Here is a 21,818-nt window from a genome sequence, read left to right as displayed (position 1 = left end):
CGACGGGGAGGCCCCCGCCGGCCGGCGATGTCGTGCGCGCCGCCGGGCATTGGAAACACCGGGTGGCACCGGAACAGCGGTCAGTGGTGCAGCTCGCGCAGAACCTTGTAGAAGGCGCTCTTGGCTTCGAAGCCGATGCCGGGGATCTCGGTGAGCCCGACCTGGCTGTCGGACACCACAGCGTCGTCCGCGAACCCGCCGGTCGGCTGGAACTCGCCAGGGTAGGACTCATTGCCACCGAGCTTGAGGGCCGCGGCGATGTGAAGCGAGAACTGGTGCCCACCATGCGGAATGCAGCGGCGGGAAGACCAGCCGTGCTCCTTCAGCATGTCCTGCACGCGGAGATATTCGGTGAGGCCGTAGCTCAGCGCCGGGTCGACCTGGATGTAGTCGCGGTCCGGGCGCATGCCGCCGTAGCGGATCAGGTTGCGGGCGTCCTGGACGGAGAACAGGTTCTCGCCGGTGGCGATCGGGCCGCGGTAGTTCTCCGAGAGGATGGCGTTGAGCCGGTAGTCGAGCGGGTCGCCGACCTCCTCGTACCAGAACAGACCGTAGGGCTCGATGGCCCGTCCGTAATCCAGGGCGGTCTGCAGATCGAAGCGGCCGTTGACGTCGACGGCCAGACGGGAACCGTCACCGTCCAGGACCTCCAGAACCGCCTCGATGCGCTTGAGATCGTCGGCGAGATCGGTGCCACCGATCTTCATCTTGACCACCGAGTAGCCCATGTCGAGGAATCGGCGCATCTCGTCCTGCAGATCCGTGAGCGTCTTTCCGGGCGCGTAGTAGCCGCCGGCGGCATAGACGAAAACCGAGTCGTCGGGTTTGCCATCGCCGTGGCGGTCGGACAGGTAGCGGTACAGCGGCTGACCGGCGATCTTGGCGGCGAGGTCGAACAGCGCCATGTCGAGGACACCGATCGCGACGGAGCGTTCGCCGTGGCCTCCGGGTTTCTCGTTGTTCATCATGATCGGCCACGCCAGTGTCGGGTCGAGGTTGCCGGCCTGGTCGAGCAGGCTCTCCGGATCGGCGTCGAGCAGGCGCGGGATGGCTCGCCGCCGCAGGATCTCCCCTGCGCTGTAGCGGCCGTTGGAGTTGAAGCCGTAACCGATGACCGGCTCGCCGTCACGCATCACGTCGCTGACGATCGCCACGATCGAGCAGTCCATCGAACTGAAGTCGATCCACGCGTTGCGGATCGACGAACTGATCGGGACGACGCCCTCATGCACGGACAGGATCTTCATGGTCGACCTTCCTTGTATCTTATAAGATATGAGATGTAACTGATGAGTGGCGATGTTAGACTCTCTGTGACCCTGAGCACAAGAGGCAAGGTGACGTCCGGGTCACACGACGGAGCTCAATGAGATGGGGCGCACATGACATCACCGCAGGTCACTAACGTCTTCTCCAGCAAAAGCGACGTTGCGTACGCCGAGCTGCGGCGGCTGATACTCAGTGGCGGCTTGCCTGCGGGGTCGCGACTTTCCCAGTACGAGCTGGCCGAGCAGTTGCGGATGAGCATCACCCCACTACGGGAGGCGATCCGCCGGCTCAGCGGCGAAGGCCTCATCGAACTCGACAATCACCGAGATGCCCGCGTGTCATCCATCGGCGCCGACGAGGCCCGCCAGTTGTTCGAAGTACGGCTGGCGCTAGAGCCCGCGGCTGTCGCGCTGGCCGCCGAGCGCCACACCGACGACGACATCACGGTCATGCGAACGGCACTGGCCGATCTGGTCCCGGTCACCCGGGAATGGGGCGAAGACGGGTTATGCGCGCACAGCGCATTCCACCGCACGCTGTATGTCGCCGCGCACAACGACGTGATGATCAAGACCCTTGATGACCTGTGGGCCAAATCGGACCGCTACCGCCGCCTGGGCCTGATGCTGCCGGCCGGAGACGAGCCCCGGATGACCGACTTCAATCAGCACCACCAGATGCTCGACCTCGTCGTCGACCGCGATGCCGCTGCAGCCCAGGCGCTGGCGCGACTGCATATCCAGAACAGTCTTACCGCCTCCGCAATCGAGGCGTTGGAAGGACAGTTCCAGGCTCCCGGAATCGCCTAGGGCTGAACGTATGCCGACCACGCACGTCCCTCTGGTGCGTGTCCCGCGACGCGTCCGGCTGTCGCGGCGGCGGGGGTGTTCCACCTGTGCTCCAGACGCTGCGCTCCGCAGGTCCGTCAGTGGGTGTAGGCGCCGTTCATCACGTGTCAAGGAATGCGATTGCTGCTGAGGCGAATTCGCGGTGGTATTGGAAGATGCCGCCGTGGCCGGAGTTGGGATAGATGATCAGTTGCGATCCCGGGATACGACGATGTAGGACTTCGGAGAGGACCCGGCGCCGCCAGCGCCGACCTCGTCCGTGAACTCGGAGCCGACGAAATCATCGACTACTCCGCTCAGGACTTCTCCCAGATCCTGTCCGGCTATGACCTCGTGGTGGATTCGGTGGGCGGTGAGAACCTCATGAAGTCCTTCACCGTGCTCAGACCCGGAGGCCTGGCGATTGGTGTCACCGGCCCACCCGACGCCGGATTCGCCAAGCAAATCGGCGCACCCAAACCGTTCGAATTCGTCCTCGCACTGCTGAGCCGCAAGGTCCGCAAGGCCGCCAAGAAACTCGGCGTGCGCTACTCGTTCTTTTTCATGCACGCCAGCGAAGCGCAGTTGCGCGAACTAGCCGCCCTCTATGACGCCGGCCACCTGCGCCCGGTCATCGACTCCACCTTCAGCTTCGATGAGACCCTGCAGGCGTTGGCCTATGTAGAGGGCGGTTGAGCCAAAGCCGGCAAGGTCGTCATCACCGTCGCCTGACCACCCCTTCCCAACCCACCCACCGTCACGAACACCGATCAGGAGAACCACATGACCTCACTGGCGAATCAGAATGTCCTCGGCACCGGAGCCAACCGCGGCATGGGCCGCGAATACATCAGTCAGCTCCTGGAACGCGGGGCAGCCAAGGTCTACGCTGCCGCCCGCCAACCGCAACAGATCGAGATCGACGACCCGCGCGTGATCACTCTGGCGCTGGACGTCACCGACGCCGCATCGGTTGCCGCCGTCGCGCAAACAGCCCCAGACGTCAGCATCTTCATCAACAACGCCGGTATCGCCCGGATGAACTCGGTGCTCGACCCCGACAGCTCGAAACTGCGGGAACAGCTGGAAACAAATCTCTTCGGCCCGTTGGCCTTGTCATCTGCCTTTGCCGACCGCATCGCCGACAACAACGGGGCGATCGTCAATGTTGCCTCCGTGCTGGCATGGCTACCTGTGGGCGCCACCTACGGGGTGTCTAAAGCTGCCCTGTGGAACGCGACAGACTCCATGCGCCTCGAGCTCGCCTCGCGCGGCGTTCAGGTGGTCGGGGTCTACTTCGGTCTCGTCGACACCGACATGGCGTCCTTCGCCGACAGCCCCAAAGCCGATCCCGCTGACATCGTGCGCCAGGTCCTCGACGGAATAGAGAGCGGGGCAAGCGAAGTACTCGCCGACGACCTCAGCCGTCAGGTGCGCAGTGAGCTCAACAAGCCGATACAGGAGCGAACGCTGAGCTGACGGAAACCCTTGGTCCACGAGCGGAGACGAAAGCCATGCGCTCATCCGCAGACTCTGCCCGACTTGTCGATTCACCGCTTGATCCGCTGATCTTCCGGTATGCGGGAAGTAGCGACACCTCGGCGACCGGCACAGCGGTCAGTCCAGTTTGATCGCCGACATGTACATCTCGACGATCGGCTTGTACAGGTCGACGTCGTCGAGTGCACTGCCCAGGACCACGGCATCGCTGGTCGCGATGAGGGTGCGCGCGAAGGTCTCCGGCGCGATCAGCAGGGTGGCGCCCAGCCGGTCCAGGCCCTCGCCGATGAACGTCGTCAACGATGCGACCACCTCGGCACGCTTCACCGCCACCCGTTCGCGCGCCTCCGGGTTGCGAAGTAGATACAACGTGAACTCGTGACCCAGCGCGGCATGTTCGGCCCCGCGGTCGGCGCTGAGCTGGCGCCACCGCTCAGCTATACCATCGCGTTCGCGGGCGCCGACTTCGGTTGACCGGCCCAGGATCTCGGCGAAATTCTCGAAGTAGCGCCGCCAGTACCGATCACTGACCGCCAGGAAGAGATCCTCCTTGGCGGCGAAATGCTTGTAGATCGCCCCTTTGGTGTAGCCCGCCGCGTACGCGATGTCGTCGAGAGTGGCGGACGTGAAGCCCTTCTCGGCGAACACCTTCTCAGCAGCGTCGAGCAGCAGTGAACGGGTGTGCTCAAGGCGCCTCTCCCGCGTCCATCGCTCAGCCATGCAGCGATTCTGCCACGAATATCAGAAACTTCTTCTCCAATCAGATACTGATGGGTATATTCGCAGCGAGTCGGCCGCTGAACACGCGGCGCAGTAGAAGGGCACAACGCCGATGAGTGACCTCTCGAGGAAATCCCGAGATTCCGATGCCCTGGTGGGCACCGAGCTGGAGAAGAAGATCAAACCGGTCCAGATCTGGGCCATTGTCGGTGGATTGCTGCTGATACTGCAGATCTACGTCTGGACCAGGTGGATCACCGGTCCGTATTTCGTGCGGGTGCCGGCGGGACCCAGCGATCCCCCGATGTACATGAAGGTCATGCTCACCACCAATGCGGTGCTGATGTGCATCGGCCTTCCCGTCGCCGTCTGGTGGTTCCTCATCCGGCCCTGGGTCCGGGAACGACGGATCACGCTCGACGGCTTGCTGCTGGCGTCCTGCAGCCTGTTCTTCTTCCAGGACCCGTTGCTGAACTACGTCAACACCTGGTGCACCTACAACACCTGGTTGTTCAACCGCGGTTCCTGGTCGTCGCACATCCCGGGCTGGGTGTCACCGGAATCGCCCGGGCGCCAAGTCGCCGAGCCGTTGCTGATCAACGCGACCGGCTACGGGATGGTGCTGATGCTGACCATCGGCGGTTGCTGGATCATGCGCAAGATCAAGACGCGCCGGCCGGGCATCAGCAATCTGCGATTGATCCTGGTCACCTATGCCATCGCCATCCTCGCGGACTTCGTGATGGAGGGGCTGATCATGCTCCCGTTCGGTCTCTATACGTATCCCGGTGCTATCCGGTCGGTTTCGGTGTTCGCCGGCACGTACCACCAGTGGCCCATCTACGAGGGCCTGATGTGGGGCGGCGTGATGACGGCCCTGTGCTGTCTGCGCTTCTTCACCGACGATCGCGGCCGGACAGTGGTCGAACGGGGTCTCGACCAGATCGGTGGCGGTTTCGCCAAGCAGCAGTTGACCCGGTTCCTTGCCATCTTCGCCGCAGTGAGCGCGTGCTTCTTCTTCTTCTACAACGTGCCCGCCCAGTGGATCGGCCTGCATTCCGACCCGTGGCCGGCCGATCACCTCAAACGGTCGTACTTCAACGGCGGCATCTGTGGTGACGGCACCGACACGCCGTGCCCCGATCCCATCCTGCCGATACCCACCAAACACTCCGGGTTCATCAACACCGACGGGCAGCTGGTCCTGCCGGAGGGTGCCCAGGTGCCGCGAACGGTGCCGTTCGAGCCGGGCAACTGAAGTGCTGACCGACAGCCATCCTGACATCTCTCAAAACCGCATGGCCGCACCGTTTTACCGTTCGTTGGGAGAGGAAGCGGCGATCTTCCGCGCCGCGGCACGCCGCGCGTTCCGGTACTGCTGAAGGGACCGACCGGCTGCGACAAGACCCGGTTCGTGGAGGCGATGGCCCATGAGCTGAAGCGCGAGCTGATCACCGTCGCCGGCCACGAGGACATGACATCGGCCGACTTGATCGGCCGGTTCCTGCTCCGAGGTGGCGAAACGGTATGGGTGGACGGCCCCCTCACCCGGGCCGTGCGGGAGGGCGCCCAACGGTTCGTCGCCATCGAGCTCGGCTTCCCGCCCAACGACGTGGAAACCGAAATCGTGGCGCACGAGGCCGGTATCGACGCGCAGACCGCGGGTGCTCTGGTCAGACTCGGCAGTGCGATCCGGGGCCTACAAGGCTCACCGCTGCGTGAGGCGGCGTCGACCCGCCTGCTGATCCTCGCGGGAATCCTTGTGGCGGAAGGACTACCGCCGCATACAGCGGTCCGATCCGCGGTGGTGCAAGCCCTCTCGGACGATCCGGATATCGTGCGCGCCCTCGGCGAACTGGCCGACGCGGTGCTGCCGGGCTGACATGAGCGCACCGGAGACGGACGGCCCGCGGCGGTTCGGGCTCCTCGCCAGTCACATCGCCGGGCGGACCGTCGATGTCGCCGCGGCGCCGGCCGGCCGGCCGGCTCTCGCACACCGATGGGCGGGTCATCTTCGTGGCGGCCGATCTGCCGGCCGAGCAGCAGCGGCGCGAGGTGGTGCTGCAGGGTGCGCTCCTGGCCGCCGGCAGCCTGGACCGCGAGATCGTGAAATCTCTGCGGACCCGACCGCCGCTGGCCCGTCGCTATCTGGCGGTGGAAGGGTATCGCGCACTGGCCGAAGCCGCCGCCCGGTTACCGGTCGCCGCGGCTCTGCACGGGGGCGTCGACCTCGAATCATCCAGCAGCACGCACTCTCTCGCCATCGCGAAGAGCCGCACGGCTCGGCGCGGGTATCCGCGGGGCGGGCGAGATACTCAAGACTCGGGCCGGCACGCCGCACCGACTGCTGGTCGTACTGTCCGACGGTTACGCATACGACCACGGCTACGAGGGTGACTACTACGCCGAGGCTGATGTCGTCAAGGCACTCGAGGAGTTGCGGGCGGCCGGCGTCGGCTCCCTGTGCCTCGCCGTCGGCGCCGAAGCAGATGCCGGCGCCCTGGCACGCGTCTTCGGTCCCGCATCCCACGCCTGCGCCCCGACCCTCACCGAACTGAGTCCCCGGATGGACGAGTTGTTCCTCTCGGCCCTGCACGCGGCGACCGATATATGAAGTACTTAACATTCGAGCGCGGATGCGTTATGACTAGTGGGTGATCCATGGCGAGAAGGTGTTGATCACCGGGGCAACGGGCAAGATCGGATTCCCCATCGCACGCGCCCTGGCGCCCGACAACGAGGTTTGGGGCGCTGCCCGACTGCGCACACCCGCAGACCACGGCCGCCTCACCGACGCAGGCATCACCCCGGTGCCACTGGACATGGCCACCGGCGACTTCTCCGGTCTGCCAGCCGATTTCAGCTATGTGTTCCACGCCGCCGTCGACCCCGGATCGGGTGGCTGGGAACGCTGCCTGGAGACCAACGCCCAGAACTCCGGACAACTGCTCCACCACTGCTGCTCAGCCAAGGGTTTCGTGCTGTGCTCCACGGGGTCCATCTACGGCTATCGGGGCAGGCAACCGCTGACCGAATCCGATCCGCCCGGAGTACCGCTGCGAGCCAACTACAGCTTCTCCAAGGTGGCCGCCGAAGCGGTCTGCACCTGGATATCCCGGCAGTACGACATCCCCCTGACGATCATCAGGATCTGCTCCACCTACGGCCCGGAGGGCGGCGCACCCGCCGACCGGCTCGATGCGATGTTGGCGGGCAAGCCGATTCGGCTGCACCCGGACGCGCCGAACAACTACCACCCGATCTATGAGGACGACTACGTCGACTTCGGCATCCGGGCGATGGAGATCGCCAAGACACCACCGGAAGTGGTGAACTGGGCAGGCAGCGAGACCGTCAGCGTCGAGGAGTACTGCATGTTCATGGGCGAACTGGTCGGCGTCACACCGACATTCGAATACACCGCCGATGCGCACACTCCGCTGTGGCCCGACGTGACCCACATGCACGAGGTGCTCGGCACCACCCGGGTACCGTGGCGTGAAGGTTTCCGCCGGATGGTCGCCGCCCGCCACCCGGAGTTCTGACATGGAATTGCCCGGTACCCCGTCCGATGCGGTCCCCGATGTGCTGGCCACCGGCAGCGGTGATGTCACCACCTTGTTCGTATCGATGGCACTACGGCACCCCGACGGCCTGGACGCCCAATACCTGCGCTGGCATACCCTCGATCACCGACCCGAACAACACCGACTGTCCGCGGTCCGGGCGTCACTGCGACTGGTGTCGACCCCCGAATGCCGCGCCGCACGCCTGGCGGCCGACGAGCGCTTCGACCCCGTCGACCACGTCATGACCTATTTCTTCTCGGACCCGGCCGGCCTCGACGGCTTCCTGACACTCTCCTGGGCGCTGGGCGACGCCGGCCGCAAGCTGGCACTCTTGCCGCCCGCCGAGCGCGGGGTGTACGACGTGCAGCACAAGGCAGCGGCGCCACGCGTCAAGGTGGGCGCCGACGTGTTGCCCTGGTGGCCGGTTCGCGGCGTCCTGCTGCTCGTCGAACGTGAACCTCGTTCCACGGCAGACCTATTGGAGGCACCCGGGGTGGTCGGCACATGGTCGACCACCGCACTGGATGCCGGGCCCAAGCTCGCGAGCGCCACCCCCGGCCAGCATCTGACCTATTGCTTTCTCGATGACGAGCCGGCGCCCACCGTGCTCCGGCTCGCGCCACTGCTCACCGAGCGCTTCCGCACGACGAAGCCGTTGCTGGCTGCCCCTTTTCATCCGGTGGTTCCGCATGATTGGCACCGATATCTGCCCTGACGAAGGAGTTCCATGCGCATCGGTTTGATGGTCGGTTCCGACAGAGAGCGGGCGCGAGGCGATCGGTTGACCGGCCTGCTGGCCGACGGTGCCGCCGCCGAAGCCGGCGGCTTCAGCTCGTTCTGGTTCCCGCAGGTGCCCGGCTACCTGGACGCCATGACCGCCATGGCGCTGCTCGGCGCCCATACCGGCACCATCGAACTGGGTACCGCAGTCCTCCCGATCCAGACGCGGCACCCGTTGATCCTCGCCCAGCAGGCATTGACCACACAGGCCGCGTGCGGAGGCCGGTTCACCCTCGGCCTCGGTCCATCCCATGACTGGATCATCAAGGGCCAGTTGGGTTTGTCCTATGACCGCCCCGTCGCGCAGGTGCGCGACTACCTCGACGTGCTGCTCGCAGGTGTTACCGGGCCCGGCCAGGTGGATGTCGACAACGACACCTACCGGGTGCACAGCCCGGTGGATGTCAGCGATGCGACGGTGCCCGTGTTGCTCGCGGCCCTCGGTCCGGTGATGCTGCGCATCGCCGGTGAACGCGCCGATGGCACCATCCTCTGGATGGCCGACGAACGGGCGATCGGTGAGCACATCGCGCCGCGCCTGAACGCCGCGGCAGAGTCAGCGGGTCGCAATAGGCCTCGCGTGGTCGCGGGGATCCCGGTGGCTTTGTGTCTGCCCGGTGAGGTTGCGGCGGCGCGAGCCCATGCGAGCGAGGTGCTCGGTCATGCGCACCTGTCGCCGAACTACGTGCGACTGCTCGAACACGGTGACGCCGAGGACGTCGGCGACACGATGGCCGCGGGAGACGAGGCGACGGTCCTACGGGCGCTGCAGCGCTACCGCGACGCGGGTGTCACCGACCTGGCCGCCAGGGTGGTGCCCCTGGGCGACGATGCCGAGTCCCGCCGCGCATGCCGCGAGCGCACCGTGAGGTTCCTGGGCACGCTCGGCACGATGTGATGTCTAGCTGGCTGGCACCAGATCGGCGGCGACCGCCGGACAGGACATGACCCCACACCGGAAAACCTCGACGCGCTCGACCAGGTCACCCTCGCCGACGGCCGCCAGCGCCTGGGCCTTGAACGCCCGGGCGGCCCCGCTGAGCTCATGCAGCACCGTGTCCACGGTGCTGGCCAGTTCCTGCGGGCAGCTCTCGCCCCACAGCGTCACCTCGGTGAGGCCCTGCGCCAACGCTCCGAGCACACCCTCGCGCACCCGCGCATCCGCCGCGAACAGATCGGCGGCCACGGCAACGGTCTGCGGGTGGGGACGCTCCTCCCATTCGCGCATGGCGGTGTCCAGGTCGCCCGTCGCCACCCCGAGGATCTGCAGGGGGCGCACGTCGTCGTCGCCGGAGATCAGCACGGTGACGTCCCACCCGGCCATCACTCGGTCGACCAGCCAGCCGCCGGCGGACCGGACCACGTCGGCCACGCTGGGTGCGACCACGTCGAGGCGGTACCTCATGTCGAACTCCTCGGTTGCGGGGCGAAGTCGCGGGCGAGCGACTGGGCGTATCCCTTGAACACCTCGGCTTGGGGAATTGAAGGATCGAGTAGCCATGCGGTCTCCATTCCATTGACGAAGGCGAGAATCTCCACGGCCTTGGTGGCCGCGTCGAGGTCTGAGCGATAACGGCCGTCGCGCTGACCACGGCGGATGCCGTCGGCGACGATGTTCACGGCGGCCCGCTGACGCCCTACGAGGCGGTCGTGCAACGGGGCGTCGGGTTGGATGTTCTCCACCAGCAGGACGGTGAACGTGCCCACCAGCGAGGGCGCGCGGTCGAAGCGCTCGGCGACGCGGCTGATCTGGGCCAGCAGGTCGCCCGCGCGGTCGGCGTGGGTGTCGTCGTCGAAGTCGCGGGCGTCGAGCACGGCGTGCAGCAGCGCTTCCTTGGACGCGAAGTGGTGCAGCAGGCCTGCAGCGCTGACCCCGGCCTCCTTGGCGATCTGTGCCAGCGAGGTGTTGCGCCAGCCGTTGCGAGCCAGCAGGGTCTCCGCGGCAGCGAGAATGCGCTGCTTGCGGTCCTCTCCCTTGGCCAGAAGCGACTCATAGGGCCGCGTCCCCTGGGCCGGCCCTGGTGCCGTCTCGGATAACGCTGCCACCGGTCTCCCTCGTGCTCACCAACCAACCAACTGAACACACAGTAGGTTGGTTGGGGCGCTGTGACAAGGGTCTCAGGTTACAAATTTCTTGACAGGTGTCATGCGTGGTGGTGGCCGGGTTTGCCGGGAACCCCGCGCGTTGACTCGTCCGCCAGGGCGGTAGTTACTCGCACTTCTGCGCCACCACCGACGAGTCAACGAGCCGGGGCGCCCAGCGTGCACTCAGATCGTCGTTTCGCGCCCCATCGCACTCTGCGTGCACACTCGCGCGGCTTCCTCCGCTTCCCCTGATCGGGGGACAACGACTTCACCCGGTGCATCCACCGGTCACCCGACAGATCCCACACGTGAATCTGGGCATTCTTATCTCAACGGAGAAAGCCACTCACACAAAGGATTACAGAGATGATCAAGACACTCGGACTCAGCGTCGTCACCGCCGGCATCATCGGCGCCGGAGCACTCGGCCTGGCCGGCACCGCCGCCGCGGCCACCCAAGCACCCGTCGGCCCCGGCTACTCCTACAGCCCCGAGGTCAAGGCCCACCCGGCCCCCACCGCGAAGCCCGGCTGGCACAACAACCACGGCCCGGCCCGCATCGCCAACCTGCAGAACCGCTGACCGTAGGTAGTGCGCAACACGGCTCGATCCGCAAGTATCAACTACTTGTCATTGAGCCCTCGGCCGACTAATTTCGAAAGCGCACTTCCCACCCCACCGGCGCCGTGCTGCCCGCGGCGCCGAGGATTGACGAGGAGTTGGACATGGCGCGGTTCCCCAAACCTGCCGAAGGCAGCTGGACAGAGCACTACCCCGAGCTCGGGACCGGGCCCGTGTCCTACGAGGACTCCATCAGCCCGGAGATCTACGAGCTCGAGCGCAAGGCCATCTTCAAGCGGGCCTGGCTGAACGTCGGCCGGATCGAGCAGCTCCCCAAGAAGGGCAGCTACTTCACCAAGGAGATGAAGGCAGCAGGCACATCGATCATCGTGTGCCGCAACACCTCCGGTGAGATCAACGCATTCCACAACGTCTGCAGGCACCGCGGCAACAAGTTGGTGTGGAACGACATGCCGCTGGAGGACACCAGCGGGGTGTGCCGACAGTTCACCTGCAAGTACCACGCCTGGCGCTACGACCTCAACGGGAATCTGACCTTCGTCCAGCAGGAGGAGGAGTTCTTCGATCTCGACAAGAGCGACTACGGGCTGGTCTCGGTGCACTGCGAGGTCTGGGAGGGTTTCATCTTCGTCAACTTCGCCGACACTCCCGAACAGTCACTGCGCGACTTCCTCGGCCCGATGATCACCAGCCTGGCGGGCTACCCGTTCGACCAACTGACCTCGAGATTCACCTACCGGTCGGACGTCAAGGCGAACTGGAAGCTGTACATGGACGCTTTCCAGGAGTTCTATCACGCTCCCGTGTTGCACGCGAACCAGTCCCCCACCGCTTATTCCAAGGCTGCCGCCCAAGCCGGATTCGAGGCACCGCACTACCGACTGGACGGACCACACCGGCTGGTCAGCACCTCGGGCGTGCGGGCCTGGGAGATGGCTGATGACATGCGCAAGCCCATTGAGGACATCTGCCAGAGCGGCCTGTTCGGCCCGTGGGACTCACCCGATATCGGCCCGATGCCTGCCGGCATCAACCCTGCGAAATGCGATCCCTGGGGGCTGGATTCATTCCAGCTGTTCCCGAACTTCGTCATCCTGTTCTGGGGCCAGGGCTGGTACCTGACCTACCACTACTGGCCGACGTCGTTCAACACGCACACCTTCGAGTGCACCCTGTACTTCCCGGAACCCCGCACCCCGCGGGAACGCCTGGCCCAGGAACTGGCGGCGCAGTCGTTCAAGGAATACGGCCTTCAGGACGCCAACACGCTGGAGGCCACCCAGACCTCGATCGAATCCCGGGTGGTCCAGGAATTCCTGTTGTGCGACCAGGAAATCCTGTTGCGCCACCTGCACAAGGAGACCGCCTCGTGGATCGCCGACTACCAGGAACAGACCATATGAGCACCGTGCTACCAAGCGAATTCGCCGAACTGGAGCCGTTCACCGACTGGTGCCTGCCGCGCGAGGCGGACCGCTATGCCAAGCGCTTGGCCTCAGACATGCAGCAGATGCAAGCCTTCTACGACGCGATCACCGCGCGCGCCGAGGACGCGATCTCCTACTGCGACAAGTTCACCCTCGGCGAGTTGCCCGACGACGTCCAGCAACTGATGTACCTGCTGTACTCGATGATCACGGTGTCCTTTCCGGTGGAATGCTGGAAACAGCCCCGTGTTCCCGACTCCGGCGCCACCTCACTGGACTGCGTCTCGGAGCCGCGGACATGACCGAGACGACCGTCCTGCGGGCCGCGCGCTGGGTCGACGTCGACACCGGCACCGTCCGCACCCCCGCCGTCATCATCATCGAGGGCAACCGCATCGTTTCGGTGGATTCACAAGCCCCCGTGTCAGATTCAGCGACAGTGATCGATCTGGGCGACGTGACGCTGTTGCCGGGCCTGATGGACATGGAGCTGAACCTGCTCATCGGCGGTCCGGGGGGCCCCGAGGGGTTGCCGTCACCCATGCACGGGGTTCAGGACGACCCCGCCTACCGGACCCTGCGGGGCGCGGTCAACGCGCGCACCACCCTGGACGCCGGATTCACCACGGTGCGCAACCTGGGGTTGATGGTGAAGACCGGCGGCTACCTTCTCGACGTCGCCCTGCAGCGCGCCATCGACCAGGGCTGGCACGCCGGACCACGCATCTACCCCGCCGGTCACGCGGTGACCCCATACGGCGGGCACCTGGATCCCACGGTGTTCCAGCGGTTGGCACCGGGCATCATGCCGCTGTCGGTGGCCGAGGGTATCGCCAACGGCGTGCCCGACGTGATCGCCTGCGTCCGCTACCAGGTTCGGCACGGAGCCAAGCTGATCAAGGTGTCGGCCTCGGGCGGGGTGATGTCACACAGCACGGCGCCGGGAGCTCAGCAGTACTCCGATGCCGAGTTCGCCGCCATCGCCGACGAGGCCCACCGCGCGGGTGTGCGAGTGGCCGCCCACGCCGTCGGCGACACCGCCATCCAGGCATGTATCCGTGCCGGAATCGACTGTATCGAGCACGGATTCCTGGCCAGTGACGAGACGATCCAGATGATGGTCGACCACGGCACATTCCTGGTCTCCACCACCTACCTGACCGACGCCATGGCCATCGACCGGATTGCCCCGGAGCTGCGCAAGAAGGCACTCGAGGTCTTCCCGAAGGCAAAAGCCATGCTGCCCAAGGCCATCGCGGCGGGTGTGAAGATCGCGTGCGGCACCGACGCGCCCGCCGTCCCGCACGGTCAGAACGCCAAGGAACTGATCGCGCTCGTCGGACGCGGAATGACACCGATGCAGGCGGTCCGGGCAGCCACCGTGGTCAGTGCGGATCTGATCGACGAGGTGGACAACCTGGGCAAGCTGGCCCCGGGCTACCTGGCCGACGTCATTGCGGTTCCCGGTGATCCGAGCACGGACATCGCGACGCTGCTCGACGTCCGCTTCGTGATGAAGGACGGGCAGATTCACAAATACGCGGGCGGCTGACCATGGAACTGACCGACAACGTGCTGTGGCTACTCAAGCAGGCCTTCTATTTCTCCCTCACCACGGTGAACGACGCGGTCAAGACGCACGGCGTCAGCACGTCACATGTCGGTGTGCTGCGCCAGTTGGCCAGCGAGCCCGGGCTGTCGAACGCCGAACTCGCACGCCGGCTGCTCATCACGCCGCAGGGCGTCCAGTTGGCGGTGGCCGAACTGGAGAAGCGCGGGCTGGTCGAACGCAAACAGAGTCCGCAGCACGGGCGCATCCTGCAGACCTTCCTCACCGAGCGCGGCCGCACGTTGGCCACCGCCGTGATCGGTGACGCAATCTCCGCGCACGACAAGGTCTTCGGTGTCCTCTCCCCCGCCGAACAGACCCAGCTGCGCACCCTGCTGGCCCGCGTCGTCGAGCAGGGCACCGGGCACACCATGGCCGTCGACCACATCGACGGGTTGAATTGAATGACAAGTACTTGATATGTTGGTCTCGATGGATCCCGCACCTTCCCCCCCGATCGACGAGGGCTTCTCGCCGCTGCTCGTCAAGGACGTAGTGCGCGAAACTGCCGACGCAGTGTCGCTGGTGCTCGACGTACCCACCCCCGACGCCGAGCGCTTCCGTTACCGCGCAGGGCAATTCCTGACCCTTCAGGTGCACGTCAACGGCGAACCACATCGCCGGTGCTACTCCATGTCGTCGGCACCGACGGCGGAGAACGACCTGCGCATCACCATCAAGCGCGACCGCGACGGCCTGGTCTCCAACTGGCTCAACGACACGGTCGCCCCGGGTGATCACATCCACGCCGCGCCGCCCGAGGGGCGGTTCGTCCTGACCGACACCGACCGCGAACTGGTCGCGTTCGCCGGCGGCAGCGGTATCACCCCGGTCTACTCCCTGATCCGGCACGCGTTGGCCACCACCGGCCGGCGGGCCCGGCTGTTCTACGCCAACCGCAACGCGGACTCGGTGATCTTCGACGCCGCACTCACCGATGTGTCTGGCGCACATCGTGATCGCCTGACCCTGCACCACCATCACGACGAGCGGCACGGCCTGGTCTCCCCCGACCTGATCGCCGGCTTCCTCGACGGTGTCGGCGAGGCCGAGTACTACATCTGCGGGCCCGCACCTTTCATGGATGCGGTGGAGTCGACGCTGCTCACTCGCGGTCTACCGCGTGACCGGATCCACCTGGAACGGTTCAGCGTCGCCGCCGTGCCGGTGGACGACACCGCACCGGTCACCGAAGAAATCGTGATCGAACTGGGGCGCCAGAAGGTCACCGCCCGCTACAAGGCCGGCAACACGTTGTTACAGACCGCCCGCTTGGCCGGGCTCAAAGCGCCGGCATCATGTGAAACCGGCTCCTGCGGAACCTGCATGGCACAGGTCACCGAGGGCAGCGCCCGCATGCTCAACAACGACGCCCTCGACGATGACGAGGTCGCCGACGGCTGGGTCGTGACCTGCCAGGCATTACCGACCAGCCGCACCGTGCGGGTGGTGTACGAGTGAGAGTCGAGGGGAATGGGATGACACGGGTGGCGGTGGTGACCGGCGGTGGTTCCGGTATGGGTGAGGCGACCTGCCACGAGTTGGGCAGGCGCGGGCACAAGGTCGCCGTGCTCGACCTCAACGCCGAAGCAGCCCAGCGGGTTACCGACGATTTGCGATCCGCGGGCGTCACCGCGGTCGGTATCGGCACCGACGTCACCGACCGTCCCGGCGTCGACGATGCGCTGGCCAAGGTGCGCAGCGAGCTGGGCCCGGTCGCGGTGTTGGTCACCAGCGCCGGCCTGTTCGAGTACGCATCGTTCGCCGACATCACCCCGCAGTCGTGGCAGCGGATGCTCGACGTCAACCTGACCGGCACCTTCCACAGCTGCCAGTCGGCCCTACCCGACATGGTCGCCGCAGGCTGGGGCCGCATCGTGATGATCTCCTCGTCCAGCGCCCAGCGCGGCACCCCATTCGCCGCGCACTACGCCTCTTCCAAGGGGGCACTGCTCACCCTGACGAAATCGCTTGCCCGCGAGTACGCGTCGCACGGCATCACCGTCAACAACATCCCACCGTCCGGCATCGAGACGCCCATGCAGCACGCCTCGCAAGCTGCCGGGCACTTGCCGCCCAACGAGACCATCGCGGCCAACATCCCGCTCGGCCGCTTGGGTACCGGCGCGGATATCGCAGCGGCGGTGGGCTTCCTGGCTTCCGAGGAAGCTGGTTTCATCACCGGGCAGACGCTCGGTGTCAACGGCGGCTCGGTGATGTAGGAGGAAGTCATGGCGCAATCGACGAAGCCGGTCGAAGGATCCTGGACCGCGCACTACCCTGAACTCGGAACGGGACCCATTTCGTTCCGCGACTCCACCTCACCGGAGTTCTATGAGCTGGAGCGGGAAGCAATCTTCAAACGGGCCTGGCTGAACGTCGGCCGCGTGGAGGAGATCCCGGGGCCGGGCAGCTACATCACCAAGGGGATCGAGGCCGCGAACGCGGCCATCATCCTGGTCACCGGACAGGACAATCGAGTCCGGGCCTTCCACAACCAGTGCCGCCATCGCGGCACGGTCCTCGTGCCCAACGGTGGCCCCGGTGCCGACGTCTCCGGAACCTGCCCGGAATTCGTGTGCGCACACTGCGGCTGGCGCTACGGCACCGACGGCGCGCTGACCCACGTCCCCAACCAGGATGCCTTCCCCGGTCTCGACCCCGCCGACTACGGACTGGCCCCGGTGCACTGCGATGTCTGGGCCGGCTTCGTGTTCGTCAACTTCGACGACGAACCCAAGCAGACTCTGCCCGATTTCCTCGGGCCGATGGTCACCGCACTGAGCGACTACCCGTTCGACAAGCTGACGGAACGCTACGACTGGGTCGCGTACAACAACAGCAACTGGAAGATCTTCGCCGACGCCTTCCAGGAGTACTACCACGTGCCGTCGCTGCACAGCCAGCAGGTGCCCGACGCCGTGCGAAACCCCAACGCCGGCTTCACCTGCGGCCACTTTCAGCTGGACGGTCCGCACCGGCTGGTGTCCACCGCGGGCACGCGCCGCTGGCTGCTGGCACCCGAATACATGTATCCGATCGAGCGCGCCACCCGCAGCGGGCTGGTGGGTCCCTGGCGCACACCGGATATCGGTGACCTCCCGGACGGGCTGAACCCGGGCGGCATCGAGCCGTGGGGCATCAGCAATTTCCAGATCTTCCCCAACCTCGAGATCCTCATCTACGGCGGGTGGTACCTGCTCTACCGGTACTGGCCGACGTCGCACAACACCCATCGCTTCGAGGCCTACACCTACTTCCACCCGGCCCGCACGGTGCGGGAACGCGTCGAGCACGAGGTCGCCGCCGTCGTGCTCAAGGAATTCGCGCTGCAGGACGCGGGCATGCTCGGCGGCACCCAGGCCGCCCTCGAGTACGACGTGATCGACGAGTTCCCGCTCAACGACCAGGAGATCCTGGTCCGCCATCTGCACAAGACGGCCGTGGACTGGGTGGCCGACCATCAGCAGGGGGTGCGGGCGTGAGCACCAAGACCCTGCCGAGCGCGTTCGCCGAGTTGGAGCCCTTCACCGAAACCTGGTGTCTGCCCACCGAAACCGAGCGCTGGAGCCAGCGGCTGGCCAGCACCATGCCGCAACTCCACGAGTTCTACGATGCCTTCTTCCCCCGGGTGGAGGAAGCCATCGACTACTGCGACAAGTTCCCGCTCGACGAACTACCCGACGATGCGACCAACCTGCTGCACCTGGTGTACTCGCTGATCATGGTCGCCATGGCCGTGGAGATCATGCACCAGCCCGCCCCGGTGGACGCCGCCGACGCGGTGATGATCCGCACCGGCGAACCCCGGCCCTGAATCCGATTGTACGAGAGGGAAACACCATGAGTGTCTTGACCATCAACAAACTGACCGCGTCGGTGGGCGCCGAGGTGAGCGACGTCGACTCCGAGAGACTGGGCACCGACGACGGCCTGGGCGCCGCGGTGCTGGAGGCTTTGGAGGACAACGGTGTCCTGGTGTTCCGGGGTCTGCAGCTGAGCCCGGAGGATCAGGTTGCGTTCTGCGAGCGTCTCGGCGAGGTGGACCGCTCCTCCGACGGCCACCACCCAGTGTCGGGGATCTACCCGATCACGCTGGACAAGAACAAGAACAAGGCGGCCGACTACCTCAAGGCCGCCTTCATCTGGCACATCGACGGGTGCACACCGACCGGTGACGAGTGCCCGCAGAAGGCCACCGTACTGTCCGCCGTGCAGGTGGCCGCCCAGGGCGGCGAGACCGAATTCGCCAGCGCTTACGACGCATACGAGTCACTGAGCGCGGGAGAGAAGCAGCGCTACGAGTCGCTGCGGGTGGTCCATTCGCTGGAGGCCTCCCAGCGGCGCACCACGCCCGACCCGAGCGACGCCGACCTCGCCCGGTGGCGTTCGCGCCCGGCGAGCGAGCATCCCCTGGTCTGGACGCATCGCAACGGGCGAAAGTCCTTGGTGCTGGGCGCTTCCGCCGACCACATCGTCGGAATGGACCTCGACGAAGGCCGCCAACTGTTGCAGGAACTGCTCGCCCACGCCACCACCGCCGAGAAGGTGTACAGCCATCAGTGGTCGGTCGGCGACACCGTCATCTGGGACAACCAGGGGGTACTGCACCGCGCCGCGCCCTACGATCCGAGCTCGCCGCGCGAGATGCTGCGCACCACCGTCAACGGCGACGAGCCGATCCAGTAGTCACCGACCGGCCGCGACGGCGATCGACTTGGTGTCGAGGTAGCCCTCCAGGCCTTCGCGGCCGAGTTCGCGACCGTAGCCGCTGCCCTTGACGCCACCGAACGGCGCGAACGGATCCATGGTGTACCCCTGGTTGACCCCGAAGGTGCCGGTCCGCACCCGGGTGGCCACCTGCACACCGCGCTCGGTGTCCGCAGTCCACACCGACCCGGCCAGACCGTAGTCGGAATCGTTGGCGATGGCCACGGCGTCGTCCTCGTCGCGGTAGGCGATCACCGTCACCACGGGGCCGAAGATCTCCTCCCGGGCAATCCGCATCGTGTTGTCCGCGTCGGCGAACAGGGTCGGCTGCACGTACCAGCCGGTGTCGACGCCGGCGGGCAACTGTGCGCCGCCCGTCACCAGGCGGGCGCCCTCCTGCTCACCCACGGTGATGTAGTCCCGCACCCGCTGCTGCTGCCGGGCACTCACCAGCGGTCCGACCTGAGTCGACGGATCGGCCGGGTCGCCGACGGCCAGCGCCGTCATCTCGGCCGCCAGCGCGTCGACGAACTCCGCCGCCCTGGCCTGCGGAACCACGATGCGGGTCAACGCGTTACAGATCTGCCCACTGTTGGACAGGCTCGCCGAACGCACGCCGGCGGCCACCACGGCGGGATCCGCATCGTCGAGCACGATCGCTGCCGACTTGCCACCCAGTTCCAGGCTCACCTTGGTCAGATTGGGGGCGCAGGCGGCGGCGACGGCCTTCCCAGCCGCGGTCGATCCGGTGAACGACACCTTGTCCACCCCGGCCGAGCCGACCAGGTGCGCCCCGACTTCCACACCGCCAGGGACAACGCTGACCACGCCCGGCGGCAACCCCGACTCGTCCAGAATTCTGGCCAACAGCAGCGCATCCAGGGTGGACTCGGGCGCGGGTTTGATCAGCACGGTGCACCCTGCCAGCAGTGCGGGAACGAGTTTGGTGATGGTGAGGAACTGCGGCATGTTCCACGGCACCACCGCCGCCACGACACCCACCGGCTCCTTGCGGACACGCACATCCGTACCGAAGAAACCGGGCCGATCTTCTTGCCACACATAGGATTCGGCCAGAGCGCAGAAGGCGTTCATCATCATGGCCGGCAGACCGACCTGAGCGCGCTGCGCGAAACTGATCGGCGCGCCGATCTCGGCACTGATGACCTGGGCCATATCCGCTCGCCGCGCGCCATAGGCTTCGGCGAACCGGCGCACCGCGGCAATCCGGTCCTGCGGTGCCAGCCGGGGCCACGGACCATGGTCGAAGGCCTCCCGCGCCGCCGCCACCGCCTGGTCCACGTCGGCGGCCGTCGCCGAACCCACCTCGGCGATGGGTTGCTCGGTGTGCGGCGAGATGACGGTGATCGGGTCGCCCGCGCGGGTCACCGCCCAGCCGTCGGCTCCGACGAGCGATGCGATGTCTTGATCCACGGAAACCCCCAGAGCGGCGCAATATCAACTACTTGCCAATATAGCGCGGGCGTACTTCACTCCTGAACTTGACCGCCGAGAAGCTCATGCCCCGTACCCTTTTCGACCACCCGGCTCAGCAGATCGCACAACGTCTTCTGCTCCTCGACCGTCAGTACCCCGAAGACGGCCTCATGAGCGGCCACCGCGTCGTGGAACACCGCCTCGGTCACCGCGCGTCCCTCGTCGGTGAGGTACGCCTGCAGGATGCGACCGTGCCCCGGGTCCTGCTTGCGCTCGACCAGGCCCCGCTTCTCCAGGGCGGTGAGCGCCAATTGCACACCTTGCGGGCTGATCAGCAACCGCCGCGCCAGCTCCGCCCCGGACAGGCCGGGCTCGTTGGCCAGCTGGCGCAGCACACCGATCTGCGCGGTACTCACCCCGTGCGGGCTGATCGCCTCGTTCACCGAGGTCAGCGAGAAATAGAAGGCCTGTTTGAGCAGCCACAGGATGTTGTCGGTGAGCTCCATACCTGCCTCCTTGGCTGTGGCCGTGCTGCGACGTTAGCGTATGCGCGACCATCGCGGCGCCCCCTCCACGCCGAGGGTCACCCCTGCGGTGGCGTCACGCTGGAGAGCACCAGTTGCAGGAAGGTGTCGTAGAGGTCCTCGCCGTCCAGGTGGCTCGCCAGGGTGATCCCGTCGTTGGTGGCCAGCAACACCCGGGCGAGTGATTCGGCCGGGATGCGCAAGGTACCGCCAAGCCTGGCAACGCCTTTGGTGATGTAGTCGGCGAGAGAGCGGATGGTCTCGAGGCGCTGGACGGCCACTCGCTCGGTGGCCGCCGGGTTGCGCACCAGGAACAGGGTGAACTCGTAGTTCAGTGCCGCCGCGTGTTTGGCGTCGGCCCCGCTGAGTAGTCGCCAGCGTTCAGCGAAGCCCTTGACGTCGATATCGGCGAACCGGTCATAGGACTCCATCACGTCGGCGAAACCGTCCAGGAAGCGCTGACGGTGCCGCTCGATGACGGCCAGGAACAGCTCGTCCTTGCCGCCGAACTGCGCATAGATGGCGCCGCGGGTGTAGCCGGCCGCCTCGGCGATGTCCTCCAATGACCCCGCGTACCCGCGATTGGCGAAGATCTTCTCCGCGGCGTCGAGCAGCACGCTGCGGGTCTGCTCCATCCGTCGTTCCCTGGTCCAGCGCTCCACCATTGCCCCATCCTTGCAGAATGCGCATTCAGATACAGTCTTGTCTTTTTAATTCAAGGCTGTATTGTCGTGACTGCCGTCACAGCCCCGACGCTTCTTCCCGGAAGGGATTCCTTG

The 21,818-nt window shown here is 66.0% G+C and carries 25 protein-coding genes and 3 pseudogenes; 20 read left to right on the top strand and 8 right to left on the bottom strand.

Annotation, left to right across the window (positions count from 1 at the left end):
- Positions 1–80: 80 nt before the first annotated feature.
- Complete coding sequence (locus AC1DY7_RS23240) at positions 81–1,247, bottom strand: mandelate racemase/muconate lactonizing enzyme family protein (RefSeq protein WP_477496071.1); 1,167 nt, start codon at positions 1,245–1,247, stop codon at positions 81–83.
- A gap of 135 nt (positions 1,248–1,382) precedes the next feature.
- Here AC1DY7_RS23240 and AC1DY7_RS23235 point away from each other — a divergent pair, with 135 nt between their 5' ends.
- Entirely contained in the window at positions 1,383–2,078 is a 696-nt protein-coding gene (locus AC1DY7_RS23235; RefSeq protein ID WP_477496070.1) for a GntR family transcriptional regulator, read from the top strand.
- A gap of 139 nt (positions 2,079–2,217) precedes the next feature.
- On the opposite strand, the pseudogene AC1DY7_RS23230 reads toward AC1DY7_RS23235, so the two are convergent.
- Positions 2,218–2,349 (bottom strand): annotated as a pseudogene (locus AC1DY7_RS23230) (alpha/beta fold hydrolase); the annotation flags it as partial.
- Between AC1DY7_RS23230 and AC1DY7_RS23225 the strand changes: the two are divergent.
- Together AC1DY7_RS23225 and AC1DY7_RS23220 are read left to right on the top strand one after the other, a co-directional pair.
- A complete protein-coding gene (locus AC1DY7_RS23225; RefSeq protein WP_477496101.1) occupies positions 2,313–2,792 on the top strand; it encodes a zinc-binding dehydrogenase in 480 nt (159 codons plus the stop codon). The pseudogene AC1DY7_RS23230 and the gene AC1DY7_RS23225 sit on opposite strands and share 37 nt — an antisense overlap.
- Positions 2,793–2,879: 87 nt before the next feature.
- Complete coding sequence (locus AC1DY7_RS23220) at positions 2,880–3,575, top strand: SDR family oxidoreductase (RefSeq protein ID WP_477496069.1); 696 nt, start codon at positions 2,880–2,882, stop codon at positions 3,573–3,575.
- Between the two features lie 138 nt (positions 3,576–3,713).
- Here the strand turns inward: AC1DY7_RS23220 and AC1DY7_RS23215 are convergent, their stop codons facing one another.
- Positions 3,714–4,316 carry a TetR/AcrR family transcriptional regulator gene (locus AC1DY7_RS23215; protein ID WP_477496068.1) on the bottom strand — a complete coding sequence of 201 codons (603 nt, stop codon included), beginning with the start codon at positions 4,314–4,316 and terminating at the stop codon, positions 3,714–3,716.
- 112 nt (positions 4,317–4,428) lie between these two features.
- On the opposite strand from AC1DY7_RS23215, the gene AC1DY7_RS23210 reads away from it, so the two are divergent.
- From AC1DY7_RS23210 to AC1DY7_RS23180, 7 genes and pseudogenes are all read left to right on the top strand, one after another.
- The gene (locus tag AC1DY7_RS23210; protein WP_477496067.1) at positions 4,429–5,574 is read left to right on the top strand and encodes a spirocyclase AveC family protein; all 1,146 of its coding nucleotides are present in this window, start codon (positions 4,429–4,431) and stop codon (positions 5,572–5,574) included.
- Between the two features lie 40 nt (positions 5,575–5,614).
- Positions 5,615–6,198, top strand: a pseudogene (locus AC1DY7_RS23205) (CbbQ/NirQ/NorQ domain-containing protein).
- A 74-nt stretch (positions 6,199–6,272) separates the two neighbouring features.
- Positions 6,273–6,713, top strand: a complete 441-nt coding sequence (locus tag AC1DY7_RS23200; protein WP_477496066.1) for a hypothetical protein — start codon at positions 6,273–6,275, stop codon at positions 6,711–6,713.
- A pseudogene (locus tag AC1DY7_RS23195) lies at positions 6,595–6,930 on the top strand (VWA domain-containing protein); the annotation flags it as partial. The gene AC1DY7_RS23200 and the pseudogene AC1DY7_RS23195, both read left to right, overlap by 119 nt.
- 40 nt (positions 6,931–6,970) lie before the next feature.
- The gene (locus AC1DY7_RS23190) at positions 6,971–7,861 is read left to right on the top strand and encodes an NAD-dependent epimerase/dehydratase family protein (RefSeq protein WP_477496065.1); all 891 of its coding nucleotides are present in this window, start codon (positions 6,971–6,973) and stop codon (positions 7,859–7,861) included.
- 1 nt (position 7,862) lies between these two features.
- Positions 7,863–8,600, top strand: coding sequence for a hypothetical protein (locus AC1DY7_RS23185; protein WP_477496064.1), 738 nt, complete (start codon positions 7,863–7,865; stop codon positions 8,598–8,600).
- 12 nt (positions 8,601–8,612) lie between these two features.
- Complete coding sequence (locus AC1DY7_RS23180; protein ID WP_477496063.1) at positions 8,613–9,563, top strand: TIGR03564 family F420-dependent LLM class oxidoreductase; 951 nt, start codon at positions 8,613–8,615, stop codon at positions 9,561–9,563.
- A gap of 3 nt (positions 9,564–9,566) precedes the next feature.
- Here AC1DY7_RS23180 and AC1DY7_RS23175 read toward each other — a convergent pair whose 3' ends face one another.
- Both AC1DY7_RS23175 and AC1DY7_RS23170 read right to left on the bottom strand, forming a co-directional pair.
- Positions 9,567–10,070: a hypothetical protein gene (locus tag AC1DY7_RS23175; protein WP_477496062.1), complete on the bottom strand. Its 504-nt coding sequence runs from the start codon at positions 10,068–10,070 to the stop codon at positions 9,567–9,569.
- Positions 10,067–10,711 (bottom strand): TetR/AcrR family transcriptional regulator, encoded by a 645-nt coding sequence (locus AC1DY7_RS23170; RefSeq protein WP_477496061.1) that lies wholly within the window; start codon positions 10,709–10,711, stop codon positions 10,067–10,069. The genes AC1DY7_RS23175 and AC1DY7_RS23170 overlap by 4 nt, the downstream gene beginning before the upstream one ends.
- Before the next feature lie 405 nt (positions 10,712–11,116).
- Between AC1DY7_RS23170 and AC1DY7_RS23165 the strand changes: the two genes are divergently transcribed.
- From AC1DY7_RS23165 to AC1DY7_RS23120, 10 genes are all read left to right on the top strand, one after another.
- Positions 11,117–11,332: a hypothetical protein gene (locus AC1DY7_RS23165; protein WP_477496060.1), complete on the top strand. Its 216-nt coding sequence runs from the start codon at positions 11,117–11,119 to the stop codon at positions 11,330–11,332.
- A 143-nt stretch (positions 11,333–11,475) separates the two neighbouring features.
- Positions 11,476–12,735 (top strand): aromatic ring-hydroxylating oxygenase subunit alpha, encoded by a 1,260-nt coding sequence (locus AC1DY7_RS23160; RefSeq protein ID WP_477496059.1) that lies wholly within the window; start codon positions 11,476–11,478, stop codon positions 12,733–12,735.
- Positions 12,732–13,061 carry a hypothetical protein gene (locus AC1DY7_RS23155; RefSeq protein ID WP_477496058.1) on the top strand — a complete coding sequence of 110 codons (330 nt, stop codon included), beginning with the start codon at positions 12,732–12,734 and terminating at the stop codon, positions 13,059–13,061. The genes AC1DY7_RS23160 and AC1DY7_RS23155 overlap by 4 nt, the downstream gene beginning before the upstream one ends.
- Complete coding sequence (locus AC1DY7_RS23150) at positions 13,058–14,311, top strand: metal-dependent hydrolase family protein (protein WP_477496057.1); 1,254 nt, start codon at positions 13,058–13,060, stop codon at positions 14,309–14,311. Before AC1DY7_RS23155 ends, AC1DY7_RS23150 begins: the two co-directional genes overlap by 4 nt.
- A gap of 2 nt (positions 14,312–14,313) precedes the next feature.
- The gene (locus AC1DY7_RS23145; protein ID WP_477496056.1) at positions 14,314–14,772 is read left to right on the top strand and encodes a MarR family winged helix-turn-helix transcriptional regulator; all 459 of its coding nucleotides are present in this window, start codon (positions 14,314–14,316) and stop codon (positions 14,770–14,772) included.
- A 28-nt stretch (positions 14,773–14,800) separates the two neighbouring features.
- Positions 14,801–15,829 carry a 2Fe-2S iron-sulfur cluster-binding protein gene (locus AC1DY7_RS23140; RefSeq protein WP_477496055.1) on the top strand — a complete coding sequence of 343 codons (1,029 nt, stop codon included), beginning with the start codon at positions 14,801–14,803 and terminating at the stop codon, positions 15,827–15,829.
- Positions 15,830–15,846: 17 nt separating this feature from the next.
- The gene (locus AC1DY7_RS23135) at positions 15,847–16,590 is read left to right on the top strand and encodes an SDR family NAD(P)-dependent oxidoreductase (RefSeq protein WP_477496054.1); all 744 of its coding nucleotides are present in this window, start codon (positions 15,847–15,849) and stop codon (positions 16,588–16,590) included.
- A 9-nt stretch (positions 16,591–16,599) separates the two neighbouring features.
- Positions 16,600–17,853 carry an aromatic ring-hydroxylating oxygenase subunit alpha gene (locus AC1DY7_RS23130; RefSeq protein ID WP_477496053.1) on the top strand — a complete coding sequence of 418 codons (1,254 nt, stop codon included), beginning with the start codon at positions 16,600–16,602 and terminating at the stop codon, positions 17,851–17,853.
- Entirely contained in the window at positions 17,850–18,185 is a 336-nt protein-coding gene (locus tag AC1DY7_RS23125) for a hypothetical protein (protein ID WP_477496052.1), read from the top strand. The genes AC1DY7_RS23130 and AC1DY7_RS23125 overlap by 4 nt, the downstream gene beginning before the upstream one ends.
- 26 nt (positions 18,186–18,211) lie before the next feature.
- Entirely contained in the window at positions 18,212–19,057 is an 846-nt protein-coding gene (locus tag AC1DY7_RS23120; protein WP_477496051.1) for a TauD/TfdA dioxygenase family protein, read from the top strand.
- Here the strand turns inward: AC1DY7_RS23120 and AC1DY7_RS23115 are convergent, their stop codons facing one another.
- The 3 genes from AC1DY7_RS23115 to AC1DY7_RS23105 form a co-directional block, all read right to left on the bottom strand.
- The gene (locus AC1DY7_RS23115) at positions 19,058–20,512 is read right to left on the bottom strand and encodes an aldehyde dehydrogenase (RefSeq protein ID WP_477496050.1); all 1,455 of its coding nucleotides are present in this window, start codon (positions 20,510–20,512) and stop codon (positions 19,058–19,060) included.
- Between the two features lie 56 nt (positions 20,513–20,568).
- Entirely contained in the window at positions 20,569–21,021 is a 453-nt protein-coding gene (locus AC1DY7_RS23110; protein ID WP_477496049.1) for a MarR family winged helix-turn-helix transcriptional regulator, read from the bottom strand.
- Positions 21,022–21,098: 77 nt separating this feature from the next.
- Complete coding sequence (locus tag AC1DY7_RS23105) at positions 21,099–21,704, bottom strand: TetR/AcrR family transcriptional regulator (RefSeq protein WP_477496048.1); 606 nt, start codon at positions 21,702–21,704, stop codon at positions 21,099–21,101.
- Positions 21,705–21,818 lie beyond the last annotated feature (114 nt).

The sequence above is a fragment of the Mycobacterium sp. P2_H7 genome (genome assembly GCF_056403275.1).
Note: the sequence above shows the minus strand (reverse complement) of the source record. Positions and strands in the feature narration are given on the sequence as shown.